Raw genomic sequence first — 13,415 nt, 5'->3', positions numbered from 1 at the left:
GCTCGGAAGGGGTGGAGATCGGCGGCCGCGAGGGTCCCCCTGCCCTGCCCTCTAGCCAAAGGAGCTGGGTTCGGTTAATGCCCAGCGGGTTCGCGCAATGACCCAGGACCGATCTCCCCACGCTGTACTCGATGAGCTTGCGGGTCACGCCCGAGGCGATGATCTGGCGCGTCTCGTTCATACGGCGGCGTTCGCCGCGGCCGATGAACGCCGGGCGAGCCTCGGTGACGGGGTGGCCGAGCTGGCCGAGCTGTCGGGGCTGAAGGTCGAGGACGCGGAGACGAGCTTCGGGAACGTGATCCGCGCGCTGGAGCGGGGGAGCCTGGAGGCTTCGGGTAGCGCGGCGCGGGTGCTGGTCTCGACGCTGTTGGCGCGCGGGGTGGCGCTGTCGCCGCCTTCGGGGGCCGAAGCCGAGGGGCGGGTGGCCGAGGCGCTGGTCTGGCTCTCGACGCACACCGCAGTGGACGCGCTGTCGGCGCTGGACGCGGCGATGGAGGAGCGGTCGGCAGGGCTGTGGCGCGCGGTGGCCGATCGGGTACGGCGGGTCGACGCGGGGGTTGCCCCGGGGCTGGGCCGGGCCGGGGCGGTGATCGCGGCGCTGGCGCTCCAGGGGAGCAGCTCGCCGACCGCCAAGGAAGAAGCCGCTGGGCTCGCGGCCGAGGTGCGTGACCCGGTGGTGAAGGCGCTGCTGGGTCAGCCGGTCGGGGGACGCGCGGGCGGGAGCGTCGAGAAGGCCGGAGACGCGGGCGCGGCTTCCGCGGAGGCGAGCGGTTCTGCGGGGGATGCGGCGGAGGTGACGGGGGAGCTCGTGCCGCCGCCGCGGCATCCGGTGGTGGTCACGCTGCTCGCGGTGACGGGGCTCCTGCTCGTGGCGCGCGGCGGGCGGCTGCTGGGTCGGGTGCTGCTGCGCTACCGACGGCCGGCGACGCTGACCGTGACGTCACGAGGGTTGACGGTGCGGAGCCGGACAGAGCTGTTCGGGCGCACGGTGAAGGAGCTGGAGACGCACATCCCGGCAGAGAATCTGGCGCGGGCGGCCCGCGAGGTGCAGTACCCGCGCGCGGGGCTGTACGCAGGGCTGGTGGCGCTCGGGCTGGGGACGTACGTGGGGGTGTCGCTGTTCCTGGATGGGGCACGCTCGGGGTCGCCGGAGCTGCTGGGGATGGGGGCGCTGGTGCTGGCGCTGGGGGCGGCGCTCGACTTCGCGCTGTCTCACCTGAACGCAGGGCGCAAGGGGCGCTGTCGGGTGGTGCTGGTGCCGCGCAAGGGGCCGGTGGTGGCGGTCGGGAACGCGGTGCCGGCAGCGGCGGATGCGGCGCTGGGTCGGCTGATCCGGAGCTGAAAGGCGGCACGCTCGGAGACGAGCGAGAGGTCGAGGCGGGGCAGATAGAAAGCTCAGTCATCCCAGATGGATGGGGCCTGAGGTGCATCCTTTTTCTGCGGGGTGGCTCCAGGCGGATTGGCCGTTGCGCCAGGAGAGGTCGGCGTGGGCGCCGTCGTCGCGGCAGGCGTGGTGGTGGGCGCGGCAGGAGCCGTGGTGGTGGTGGGCGCGGCGGTGGAGGCGCTCGGCGTCGAGGGATCGCGCCGCGGGGGCTCGGGCTCTCGCTGGTTGCGGGCTGCGGCCTGGCTCTTCATGGCCTCCTCGGCGAAGCCGAGGATCAACTTGAGCTGCTTGCTCTGAACGTGAATCTTGGACCAGATGACGTCGCCATCCGCGGTGAATTTCACCTCGTCGAGCACGTTGACCTTCATGATGCCGAGGTCGACGGAGCGGACGGCGTTGAGGGCGCGCGTGAACTCGTCGGCGTGCTCCTTGGCTTCTTCAGGTGAGGTGTCCCCTGCGGTGAGCGCGAGATCGGCGCCGCCGTCCTTGGTGGGGGTGACCGTGAGGCGCAACCACTTCAACGATGTCGGGAGCTTGTAGACGCCCTTGAAAGCGTTGGCGGGGGTGAGCATCGAGAGGACGATGCCGACCGAGGAGGAGCGGTTGAAGGGCTTGAGGGCCTTGAGTTTGTCGAGCTGGTCTTCCTGATCTCCCGGGAGGATGACGAGGAGTCGCTTGCCAGGGACGAGGGAGAAGAGGCGGTCGGCGCGATCGGCGCGCGCACGGGCGGTGGGGAGCGGGGCCTCGGGGAGCCAGGTGCCGCCGGTGCGCTGGACGATGCCGTCGACGGCAGCGCGGATGGCAGGCTCGGGGACGCGGTAGTCCATCACCGCGACGACCTTGCTGGAGTTGCGGAACTGCGGGCCCGCCAGGAGGAGGTGGTCGAGGTCGCGGATGGGGTCGACCTCGCTACCGGCGAAGAAGGTCTGCCACTGGGGGATGGTGGTGAGCACGCGGCCGAACCAGGCGCCGAGTTCGTGATCGCGCAGTCGATCGCCCGCGATGAGGACCTGCACGTTGGGGTCCTTGGAGGCGATCTTGCCCGGCGCCCCCGCGACGCTGAGGGGATCCCGGAGCTTGGGGCGGCCATCGTCGGCCGGGGGTTTGTCGGTGGGGCCAGCGTCTTCGCGCGGCTTCGGCGGCTTGCCAGCGTCGGTGGGTTCAGCGTCGGGAGCGCCGGCGTCGGGGACCTCGCGCGGTGAAGCTGAGGCGACGGGAGCAGGCTCAGCAACCGGCGGTGCAGCGGCAGGGGGAGAGGGGGCAGGCGGCTCGGGCGGCGCAGTGCCCGTGGGGGTCGCCGAGGGGGCCTGGCTTGCGGCGTTGGGGTCGTCGGAGAGCAGGTCGAGGTCGATGGGGATGATCGTGGGTTCGTCCTCGTAGTCCGAGATTTCCCCGTCTCCGAGCGACAGGAGAACGCTGAGCCATGTGGCGAGAGGGTTGGGGATGAACGGCAGATGGACGACGAAGGCGATGAGAAGCGCGGCCTGGAGGGCGCGGCGTGAGGCGGCGCGAACACCAGGGATCACGCCGTGTTCCGGGAGATCACCAGCCGGGGACGTGATGGTCTTCGTGGTCTCCTCGGGCGCGTCCTTCGAGCCACGCCGCTGGGTCGTTTCCGCCACGCGCCTACCCTAGCAGTGATGTGCCGAAGTTCACCCTGGCAGCACGTGCTCGCGCTGCACAGCGGTCGCGGTCGTCGGCATCGAAGCGAGGGGCGCGTCGTCGGGAGATGGCACAGAGCTGGAAAGAAGGAGCCGACGACGGCGACGCCGCACATGAACATGCCCTCGATGAGGGTGAGCCCCAGCGCACAGGGTGGGAGGCTGCAGAGAAGTGGATCGACACCAGAATGACCAGGTACTAAGACCGCAAGGGCCGAGTTCTTCCCGAGAGATCTCGGCAAAGGCGCCTTCTGGTGCCCGAACGGAAGTGGAAATGAATCGTACGCAGGCGCCTCGCCCCCCCACCCCGCGGGACCCGGCCCGTCCTTCCTCGGCGTCGGGTGGCCAGGGAAACACGCGGCGCGTGAATCCGCGAGATCCGCGGGCCACCGCGCCGGCGCCAGCGCCCGACGAGAACGTGCGGGCGCGGTCGTCGCTGGTCTCGAGCGCAGCAGGCTTCGTGGTGGCGTCGGTGCTGGCAGGCGCTGTGGCCTGGGGGAGCGGTTGTCACGGGGAGGCGCCTCCTGGGCCCTCCACGGAGAAGCCGCAACGTCAGAACGCGCTTCCCGCTCCGCCAGCGCCCACGACCAGCGTGGCGCTCCCCTCCCCTTCCCCTGCGTCTTCGGGAGAGCCACACGCTGCCGCCCCGGAGAGTGCGGCGCCGAGCGCAGCCCCGACGAGCGAGGCGGTGGCTGAAGCCCCCAAGGAGGAGGAAGAGGAGAAGCCCTACACGGGGCCGCTGCTCGGCGCGCAGTGGATCCAGACGCCGGTGTACCCGACGATGGAGTTCTCCAACAAGCGGGTCGGCTACATCCGCCGCGGTGGGAAGGTGCCGGTCGATCCCAAGCCGTTGAAGGGAGGGAACTGCGCCAAGGGGTGGTATCGCCTGCTCGACGGCGGCTACGTCTGCGGAAAATACTCGACGCTGGACATGTCGGATCCGCAGGTGCGCCTCGGTGTGACGCCGCCAAACCTCGATGATCTTCTGCCCTACAAGTACGCGTACAACAACGCGCACGGCACGCCGCTGTACCGGTCGGTCCCCTCGCGCGAGGAGATGAACCGCTACGAGCCGTACCTCGAGGCGGCGCGCAAGAAGAAGAAGGAGCAGGCCGAGAAGAAGAAGGCTGAGCTCGCGAAGAAGGAAGCGGAGAAGAAGGCCTCCGATAGCGAGGGCGTGGGGGGGTCGTCCGCGAGCGCGACGGGCAAGGACGCGGTGGTCGCTGTGGCGATCGCAAGCGCTGGCGTGAGCGAGGGCTCAGGCGGGGACAGCGCCACGCCGCGCAAGCCGGAGAAGGACAAGGATGCGCCGCTGCCGACGGGCGCACTGCCCAGCGGAGACGGTCCTGGCTCGGCGGGGACGCCGAGCAGCGGGGTCGATGACAAGACGGCGGCGGCCGCCGCCGCGGCGTCGCTGGGGCTCGGGCTTGCGGAGCCGCCTCCGGAGACGGAGGACGACAAGCCGTGGTGGCAGCGCACGTACGACAAGGACAAGCCGCTGAGCATCACGCTCGCCGATCTCGACAAGGACGCGGACGGTCCTGTCGCGAAGCGGATGGTGAAGGGGTTCTTCGTCGCGATCGACAAGTCGTTCGGGTGGAACGACAGGCTCTGGTACAAGACGACCTCCGGTCTCGTGGCGCCGAGCGATCGGATGTACGTGATCAAGCCGCCCGGTTCGCAGGGGAGCGATTTCCCCGAAGGCGCGCGACAGGTCGGGTTCATCCTGTCGACGAAGGCGAGCAAGTACGAGGTCGACGCCGAGGCGGGCAAGGTCAAGGTGACGGGGTCGATCGCGCGACAAGCAGCGTTCGGGCTCACCGGGGAGAGCGTCACCGTGAAGACGGTGCTCTACCGGAAGACCACCGACGGGTGGTGGATGCGGGACAAGGACGGGACGTACGCCGAGCCGGGCACGAAGCCCTCCGATCTCGCGACTGGAGAGAAGTGGGTCGACGTCAACCTGACGCGGAAGACGTTGACGCTCGTGGAAGGCGACAAGCCGGTGTTCGCGGCGCTGATCTCTCCGGGGAAGCGGTCTTCGAACAAGAAGAAGGATCACCCGACCAAGCCCGGTGTGTTCCGCATCCGCGAGAAGCACATCGCGGCCGTGATGGACGGCGATGGGACGGCGGCAGGGGATCTGCCCTACAGCATCGAGGATGTGCCGTTCGTGGCGTACTACGACGGTTCGTACGCGCTGCACGGGGCGTTCTGGCACAGCGACTTCGGTCGTGAGCGGAGCCACGGCTGTGTGAATCTGGCGCCGCTGGACGCGAAGCGGGTGTTCATGTGGACCGAGCCCCGGATGCCGCGCGGCTGGCATGGTGTCTGGTCGACACCACAGAAGCCTGGGACGCTGATCTCGATCCACGACTGAGCGTGCCGGTGAGGCGAACAGAGGGTAGACTGGTAGAAGGAGCGTGAGACCGGACTCGGCCGGCTGCGCATGGTCGACTCTCGCCCCTCGGGAAGCGTGAAGAACCCGGGGTTCGAGGTCGATTGCACCAGTGCCTCTTGACTTGAGGCGGACCTTCGCCCAGTTGTTGGACCCGCCATGGACCAGTTCTCGGCGCATCTGGACCGCGGTTGGGAGCTCGTCCAGCGCGGTGATACACGCGGGGCAGAGGCATCGGCGCGCAGAGCGCTCGAACTCGACCCGAACTCGCCGGAGGCGCACAACCTCCTCGGCTTCGTCGCTGCCATGGAAGGCGAAGGCGAGGAGGCCATCGAGGCGTACCGGCAGGCCATCGCTCTGGACGACACGTACCTGGAGGCGATGCTGAACGCGGCAGAGGTCTACATCCACCCGATGGGTGAGTACGACCAGGCGATCGACATGTGCGACCAGGCCCTGGAGCTGGCAGAGGTCGACGAGGAGGTCATCGACGCGCTGCTGCTCAAGTTCGATGCACTCCTCGGCAAGGGCGACCTCGACGAGGCGTCGCGGGTGGTGGCGAGGATCCCCGAGAGCCCATACGACAACCCGAACCACACGTTCCTGGTGGGTCGGGCGAACTATGAGGTGGGGCAGGTCGACAAGGCCGCCGCACTGATCGAGGAAGCCGTGAAGAAGGATCTGCGGCACGCGGAGGCTCACTATTATCTGGGGCTGATCCGCGATGAGCGGGGGGACATGCGGGGGGCGACCCAGGCATTCCTGCGCTCGCGGGAGCTGGATGTGGAGCTGGGGATGCCCCCGTGGGCGCCAAGCCGCGAAGGCATGGCGCAGATCGCTCAGCGCGCGATCGGTGTGCTGAACCCGGTGCTGCGGCGCTACGTCGAGGAGGCGGAGGTCTACGTGTCCGACGTGCCCGGGATGGAGCTCGTGGCCGAGGGGGTGGATCCTCGCGCGCTGGTGCTGCTGGATGGGATCGCGTCGGAGGAGCGGGAGCGAGGGCACCGCGGGCCCGTCGACAACCGGCCTTGCGCGCGGGTGTTCGTGTACGCGCTGAACGTTGCGCGTCTCGCCGGGAATGTGGACGGGATCGAGCGCGAGATCACCCTGGCGCTGGAGCGTGAGATCACGGCGACGTTCCTCGAGGCCGAGCAAGCCGAGCGCAGCGAGAAAGAGCTGAACTGAGGGCGGCTCGACGCGCGGAGCGCGTGTTTGCGAGATCGACCGAGTCCGAGGAACTCGGACCTGGCTCGAGGCCTCTGGCCCATGCCCTTGGTTCTCTGTGTAGCGCCGGCGGGGGTGGCGCACGACGAAGCCGACGGCTCCCTGGTTCAGGGGTGCGCCGTAGCTAGGCCCACTTGATGGCGACGACCTCGGTGCTGATCCCGGGCGCCGAGCGGATGACCACAGAGCTCATCAGGCGATGGACGGCGCCGAGACCGATCCCTAGACCCTGCCCTGGCAAGCGAGGGACTGGCGTCGAGGAACTCTCCTCCGTGGCCGTGGCGAGCTTGGGATCGATTCCCGGTCCAGAGTCACGGACGATCACCTCCACGCCAAGGCGCGGGTTCTTGTCGACGGGTGATGCGATGGACGGGTTGGGGTTCGGTGGGACCCCTCGGATGGCACGGACTTCGATCTCACCGCCCCCGGCGTGGCGCACGGCGTTGGAGACCAGCTCGGCGATGGCAATCGCCAGCTCTTGCTGCGCCCGGTCGGAGAGGCCCGCCCAGCGGGCAATGCGCACCCCTTCGGCCGCGCAAGCGAACCGGTCCTCCTCGCGCCTCACCGGGAGCGTGAAGCTGGGGAGCGGTGAACTCATCCAAGAAGTTTCCGAACCGTGACCACCGTGCCCTTGCCGGGGCCCGTCTGGATGTCGAACTCATCCATGAGCGCCTTCGTGCCGCGCAGACCCGCGCCCATGCCGTGACGAGAGCGGTACTTGCCGCTGAGAATCTCGGCAAGGTTCGTGATTCCAGGGCCTTGATCCTTCGCGCAGATCTCGATGGCCCGCTGCGGGCTCATGATCGACCGCACGCTGATCTCACCGCTCCCCGCATAGCGGACGATGTTGCGCCCGAGCTCCGAGATCGCCGTGACGATCTTCGTGAGGAGCACGTCGCTCACCATCTGCTCGATGCAGAGTTCGCGACCCGCCGAGCGTGCACGAAGCACATCTTCTTCGGTGCGCACATCGACAAGGATCTCCCGTGGCGCAGGCGCTGCGTAGTCGAGCTCGTTGAGCTGTGACACGCAGCGCTCGAGCTGCACCTGATCACGCACGAAGAGCTGAACGCCGCGCTTCACCTCGACGAGGAGGCGACGGAGGTCCGCTTCACGCATCGAGTCGCGATCCACCCTCGCTTGCCGCACGCCGCAGTCGATGACGCTCTTGCGCACGGCAGGCGACAGGAACTGCGCGAGCACGCCCTCGATGCGATCGGTGATTCCGATCACGCCGAGCCGCGTTGGTTGCGTCGAGCCACCACGAAACGAAGGCGGTGGCCCCGAGCGCGCCGACGTGGGCGCCACGGTGGGCGCAATCGTCCCGCTGCCACGCCCTGAGAGTGGCCCGGTGTGGCTGTGACTCGAGGGTGAGCCCTGAACGCTACGGGAAAGCGGTCCGGTATGGCTCGGCGGCCCTCGAGAGCCGCTCGAAGGCGGCCCCTCAGGAGGGCTCTTCATTCGGCACCTCGCTGACCAAGTCATCTGGAAGGTCGTCGTCATCCGCGGGGGCAAGCATCTCGACGGCCCGTTCGAGGTTGAGCGCGGTGACCACGCCCGGAATCTCGAGGTCCATTTCCACGAGCGCGATGGCCACCGCCGGCCTCAGACCACAGACCGCCGTGCGCACCCCCATCAGACGCGCCGTGAGCGCGATGTCGCGGATCGCGCGCGTGAGGTAGCTGTCGAGGATCTCCACGCCGGAGAGATCGACGATCAGCCCTCGCGGCGAGCGAGACTCGATCGACCCGGTGACATCCTCGCGGAGCTGTTCCACCTGGCCATCCGTGAGCCCTCCCTGCACCGAGACGATGAGGTTGCCGAAAAGGCCGACGATGGGGACTCTGCTGGCCTGTATCAAGACGACGTCTCCTTGCTGAGGAAGCGTTGCTCTCCGGGATCCGACGAAGATCCATCGGAATGGGACGCGAAGCTGCGACCGGCGCGACCATACCCCTTCGGAAGTCGTCCGTGGGTGCGGTGCTCCGGGGGGCCGCCCTGGCCATCGAACGGGAAACCATTGCGATGGCCGTGGGGCTGGCGGGCGGAGAAGATGGATGCATCGCGGAGGATGTCCCGCAATGCGTGCTTGAGGTTGCGGGAGGCGCGCACGCCGCCGAGCTCGATCCCGAGTTCCACCAAGGTCTGCGCGACCGCGGGCCTGACACCCGTGATGCGGCACCGCGCACCGAGCAGCGCCACGGCTTTGAACAGCTTCAGGAAATAGTCTGCCGTGCGCGTGTCGATGATCTCGACGCCCGTGACGTCGATGATGACGTGACGAGACTGGCGGTGGACGATTTCCTCGAGCAGTCGCTCCATGATCTGCATGCTGCGGTGAGAGTCGACGACACCGATGAGGGGCAAGGCGAGCACGTCGTCCCAGAGCTCGAGGATGGGTGTGGAGATCTCGTCGATGGCCAGCCTGAGCCGCTCGACCAGCTCGGATTTGATCTGCTCGTTGTCGGAGAACTCGCGGTTCCTCGACTCGAGATCCTCGATGAGCCGCTTCTTTTCGGTGGCATCGCGAAAGACGGCGACGGCACCGGAGATCGATCCATCCCGTCGGCGCATCGGATTCGCCGTCACCGTCAAGTGGAGCCCCTCGCCGTGATGAACCGGGTCCGCAACGCGCGCGGAGCGCGGCTCTCCTTCTGTCGAGAGCGGCGTGGGCCGAGGTGCACGCGTGAAGATCTCGAGCTGATCGACCATCTCGCCCTTCAGCGCCAGCGCGAGGGGGTGCGCCTCCTCCGGGAGAGCGGTCTCGCCATCAGGGAAGAACAGCGCGGGCTCGGCCGCCTGAGCGGCCACGATGGGGGAGGCCACGGCGCCGAGCATTCGTTCGGCTGCGGGGTTCACCAGCAAGAGGTCGCCGCGGTCGTTCACCACGGCAACGCCATCGGTCATGCTGTCCAGGACCAGCCGGAGGATGTCGGCCTGCCTGCGCAGTTCGTCTTCAGAGCGCTCGAGCTGCTCGGATCGCTCGCGGGCATCGGCCACGGCTTGCTCGAGCCTCGTGGACTGCTGCTGCGAGGCCGCGTCCTGACCGGCGAGGAGCTGTTCCAGCTCCTGAACCCGGGCTTTGAGGCCCGAGATCTCCTGTTTGAGCAGCTCCTCACTCATGGGTAGACCCACCCCAGGGCGCTCCGGCAGAACCAGACCTGGTGGGGATACGCGACCATAGAGAAACTCAGCTTATCGCCAAGAGGGGCTCCGAGCGTCAAGCAATCGATCGGTGGGCGCTTCGCATCACCGCCGGTCGCTGGTTGTATGGTCAGGGCTCCCACGTTGATCCGCCTACTCGCCCACGTGCTCGTCGCACACCGGTGTCGCTCCGGACAGACCAGCAGGACCCTGCCTTTGCTGCGTGCCTCCCCGGCTCCGGCGCCGCTTCGTTTTGCGCTTGGATTCGGCACGGCCGGCGTCCCCGAGACCCGCCGCTGGCGCCCCAGCTTCGAGCCAGCGCAGAAGCGTCATCTGGTCGGCCGTCGCGCCCCGACGGATCGCTCGCTTCAAGATCTTCTTCGCGAGCGGCAGTTTGCCGCAGCGGGCCAGGGCATGCGCGTAGCTCGTCGCGATCTCTGGCTCGTCCGGTTGCGCTTCGGTTGCCCGAGAAAGCAATGGCAGGGCCTCTTCCGGGCAATGCAGCGCGCAATCCAGCAGATGTCCGAGGTTGTGTGCGTACCATGGGTTGCTCGGCGCCAGCGTGACGGCTCGCCGGTACGCTCGGACGGCGTAGCGATAGTTGCCCAGCAGCGACTGCGCAAGCCCGAGCACCGCCCATGCCCCGTCATCGGCGGGGTCGACGGCGACGACGCGCCGCGCGAACAGGGAGGCACGCCAGGGCTCGCGCTCCACCCCGCGCTCGGCGAGATGCCGGTGTGCAAAGACCCAGTTCTCGCTACCAGGAGCCGAGGCGCGTGCGAGACGTGCGAGCAACGACAGGACCGCGTCGGCGTCGACGTCGGCGGACAGCGCCCGCTCGACGTCACGTCGGAGCCGTTCGGTCTCGCTGGAGCCGCTGCGCACCATGCTCCCGTGATACGACCTCCCAGCTTCGTTGGCCAGGGGCGTCGCTCATGCACGCACTCTCCTCGGGGACCTGGGCTCGCGCTAGCTCGCCTCGGGCGGAGTGGAGCTGTCGTCCGCTTCCGCCCCGCCTGGTGACCGCCCCCTCGCCACTTCGGCGTGCGCCTCTTTGCCGGCGATGGTCGCCCCGTTGAGGGCATCGAGCGCGCGCATGAGTTCGACCCGGCGCACGCTCACGAAGGCGTTGCGCTCGCGGACACGGATGCGACCCACATCGTCCTTGGAGATCTCGCCGCGCTCCACGAGGACACGCTGAAAATCCGCGGCGCGGGCGCCATCACGCCGGCCGATGTTCACGTAAATTTCACCGAACAGATCACTCTCGGTCGGGGTGGCCGCGGGGGGCTCACCAGCATCATGCCGGGCCGCCTGGGGTGCCGCGTGCGACTCGGCGAGGATGGGCTCGTCGTCCCCCTCTTCCTCGGGGGGCTGCCAGGTGATGAAATCGGCATGCCGGGTGAGCGGGCGCTCTTGCTGCGCTTCCGCGCGCGAAGGGCTTCGGCGTGCCCCGGGCGGCGCTGAGGGAGGAGCAGCGCTCTTGCTCGGCGGCACGGCGTCCTCGACGCGAGGTTCGCTCCGGTCACGCCGGCGCTCCCCGGAGCGCTCGGCAGCGTCACCGACGAGCCGCGCGCGATCCAGTGGCCGGATCACCGGCTCCGGTCGTGTCGCGGGGGGCTCCGTCATCGAGGTCGGCTGGTCGTCCCGCCCTTCCCTCCCCTCCCCTGGGCGTCGACGGTATTCGTCCTGTCGCCCACCACGACGCTCAGCCCGTTCTCGTCTCTCGGGATCTCGATCCCGACTCCGCTCCGTTTCCGGCGATACCGGCTCCTGCGGATCGACGCGGCGAGGGCCAGACTCGAAGCCGCGCCGCGGTGCGACAGGCGCCGCCTGGGTGAAGTTCTTCTCGACGGGATGCCCCCCTTCCTCTCCGACCGGAGCCGACGGCGAGCGCACCGGGACTGGCGGCGCCGGTCGCGGTTCCCTGACCGTGGACCCCGCCTCTCGTCCTCCACGCACGTCGACCCGCGGTTCCACCTGGCGGGGGCGCTCGCGAGGCTCGACGCTGGGCGTCTCGGGCGAGCGGGAGGGAGACGGCCCTCGTTCGGTCGGATGGCGCTCAGGAACGCCCGCTGCCGGCTTGGCAGCGACCGTCGGCGTCGGTCGAGGCAGCGCCGCGCGGCGCGCGGTTCCCGCCTCGTCCTTGACGGTGGGGCGGGCGCCGAGATGATCGCGCAGCAGTCCGGCCACGATGACATCGGCCTGATCGTGCGTCAGGATCCGCCGCGCCAGCGCGAGATCATCCGCGTGGGTGCCCTTGGGAAGGAACGCCTCGGCGAGCAGGTTCACGAGGTCGGCTTCTGCCCGCGTCTTCAACTCCCCCTCGGTGGGGATCTGTCGCTCCAGAGGCCTGATCTTGTAGACGAGCCGGAGGAGGTACAGGGGCCCGACATCCTGCGGCGTGATCAGCGAGATCGCCGTCCCCGTGCGCCCTGCGCGCCCCGTGCGGCCCGTGCGATGGACGTAGCTCTCGGAGTCCTGGGGGAAGTCGTAGTTGATGACGTGCGTCAGGTGGGAGACATCGATCCCGCGCGCAGCGACGTCAGTCGCGACCAGAAAGCGAAGTCGTCCCTGGCGGGTCGCCGTCATGACCCGTTCGCGATCGGACTGGGGCAGGTCGCCATTCAGCCACTCAGCGTCGTAGCCATGACGACGAAGCGATGCGGTGACGGCCTCCGTCTCGTCGCGGGTGTTACAGAAGATGATCGCGCTCTCCGGGTTCTCGATCTCGAGGATGCGGAGCAACGAGCCCGACTTATCGCCCGTGATCAAGTACACGAAGTGCTGGATCGAGAGCGCACCGACGGCATCGCTGGACAGCGTGACGAACTCTGGATTTCTCAGCCGCTGCTTCGAGATCCGCTCGATGTCGGGTGGCACGGTCGCAGAGAAAAGGAGGGTCTGACGCTCCGGCGGCAGCTCGGCGAGGATGGCGCTGAGCTCGCGCTCGAAGCCCATCGAGAGCATCTCGTCGCACTCGTCCAGCACCAGGTGCCGGATGTGCTTGGGCGAGAGCGTGCCCCGCCTTAGGTGGTCGAGGACGCGACCCGGCGTCCCGACGATGACCTGAGCCCCCGCAGCGATCGCATCGATCTGCCGCTGCATGGGTGCGCCTCCGTAGATCGCCGTCACACGGATCCCCTTGCGGCGTCCTAGCCGTTCGATCTCACCGCTGACCTGCAACGCCAGCTCGCGCGTCGGGCAGAGCGCGAGCACCTGTGCGTTCTGGTTCGAACGCTTGACGATGTGATCGACGATCGGCAGCCCGAACGCTGCGGTCTTGCCAGTGCCGGTGCGCGCCTGAACCATCGCGTCGCGGCCGCGCGTCGCGGGCTCCCAGACGGCGAGCTGGACCGGGGTGGGGTGGATGTACCCGATCTCCGCGAGGGTCTCGCGCAGCTCGGCGGAGAGCGGGAGCACGTCGAACGTCGGGGCCTCGGGCGGCGGGGAGCCGGGAGACGCTCCTGCGAGATCGTCGGGTGCGCTGGCGATGGAGGGAGCGGCCTCTTGCTGGTCCGCCTCGGCAGGTGTCCTGCCCTCTTCCTGCGTCACGTCGCGCGCGGCTCGCGCGGGGCCTTCGTCCTGAGGCTGCTGCGAGGAA

General features: G+C 68.7%; 10 protein-coding genes. 3 read left to right on the top strand and 7 right to left on the bottom strand.

Annotated features, from left to right (window positions below):
• Window positions 1-97 precede the first annotated feature (97 nt).
• Window positions 98-1,342, top strand: coding sequence for a hypothetical protein (locus tag CMC5_RS48620; RefSeq protein ID WP_050432358.1), 1,245 nt, complete (start codon window positions 98-100; stop codon window positions 1,340-1,342).
• Window positions 1,343-1,395: 53 nt separating this feature from the next.
• On the opposite strand, the gene CMC5_RS22575 is transcribed toward CMC5_RS48620, so the two are convergent.
• On the bottom strand, window positions 1,396-3,006 hold the full coding sequence (locus CMC5_RS22575; protein WP_050432357.1) for a hypothetical protein: 1,611 nt from the start codon (window positions 3,004-3,006) through the stop codon (window positions 1,396-1,398).
• Window positions 3,007-3,409: 403 nt separating this feature from the next.
• Between CMC5_RS22575 and CMC5_RS22570 the strand changes: the two genes are divergently transcribed.
• Together CMC5_RS22570 and CMC5_RS22565 are read left to right on the top strand one after the other, a co-directional pair.
• On the top strand, window positions 3,410-5,425 hold the full coding sequence (locus tag CMC5_RS22570; protein WP_245677701.1) for a L,D-transpeptidase: 2,016 nt from the start codon (window positions 3,410-3,412) through the stop codon (window positions 5,423-5,425).
• Window positions 5,426-5,602: 177 nt separating this feature from the next.
• The gene (locus tag CMC5_RS22565; protein WP_050432355.1) at window positions 5,603-6,628 is read left to right on the top strand and encodes a tetratricopeptide repeat protein; all 1,026 of its coding nucleotides are present in this window, start codon (window positions 5,603-5,605) and stop codon (window positions 6,626-6,628) included.
• A gap of 163 nt (window positions 6,629-6,791) precedes the next feature.
• Here CMC5_RS22565 and CMC5_RS22560 read toward each other — a convergent pair whose 3' ends face one another.
• From CMC5_RS22560 to CMC5_RS22535, 6 genes are all read right to left on the bottom strand, one after another.
• Window positions 6,792-7,265 carry an ATP-binding protein gene (locus tag CMC5_RS22560; RefSeq protein WP_050432354.1) on the bottom strand — a complete coding sequence of 158 codons (474 nt, stop codon included), beginning with the start codon at window positions 7,263-7,265 and terminating at the stop codon, window positions 6,792-6,794.
• A complete protein-coding gene (locus tag CMC5_RS22555) occupies window positions 7,262-7,900 on the bottom strand; it encodes an anti-sigma regulatory factor (RefSeq protein ID WP_245677700.1) in 639 nt (212 codons plus the stop codon). Before CMC5_RS22555 ends, CMC5_RS22560 begins: the two co-directional genes overlap by 4 nt.
• Window positions 7,901-8,111: 211 nt before the next feature.
• Window positions 8,112-8,528 carry an STAS domain-containing protein gene (locus CMC5_RS22550; RefSeq protein WP_245677699.1) on the bottom strand — a complete coding sequence of 139 codons (417 nt, stop codon included), beginning with the start codon at window positions 8,526-8,528 and terminating at the stop codon, window positions 8,112-8,114.
• Window positions 8,525-9,790, bottom strand: a complete 1,266-nt coding sequence (locus tag CMC5_RS22545; protein WP_050432352.1) for an STAS domain-containing protein — start codon at window positions 9,788-9,790, stop codon at window positions 8,525-8,527. The genes CMC5_RS22550 and CMC5_RS22545 overlap by 4 nt, the downstream gene beginning before the upstream one ends.
• 174 nt (window positions 9,791-9,964) lie before the next feature.
• Complete coding sequence (locus CMC5_RS22540; RefSeq protein WP_050432351.1) at window positions 9,965-10,699, bottom strand: tetratricopeptide repeat protein; 735 nt, start codon at window positions 10,697-10,699, stop codon at window positions 9,965-9,967.
• Window positions 10,700-10,780: 81 nt separating this feature from the next.
• Window positions 10,781-13,366, bottom strand: coding sequence for a DEAD/DEAH box helicase (locus CMC5_RS22535; protein ID WP_245677698.1), 2,586 nt, complete (start codon window positions 13,364-13,366; stop codon window positions 10,781-10,783).
• Between the last annotated feature and the right edge of the window lie 49 nt (window positions 13,367-13,415).

It is taken from the genome of Chondromyces crocatus (genome assembly GCF_001189295.1).
Taxonomy (GTDB): domain Bacteria; phylum Myxococcota_A; class Polyangia; order Polyangiales; family Polyangiaceae; genus Chondromyces; species Chondromyces crocatus.
Note: the sequence above shows the minus strand (reverse complement) of the source record. Positions and strands in the feature narration are given on the sequence as shown.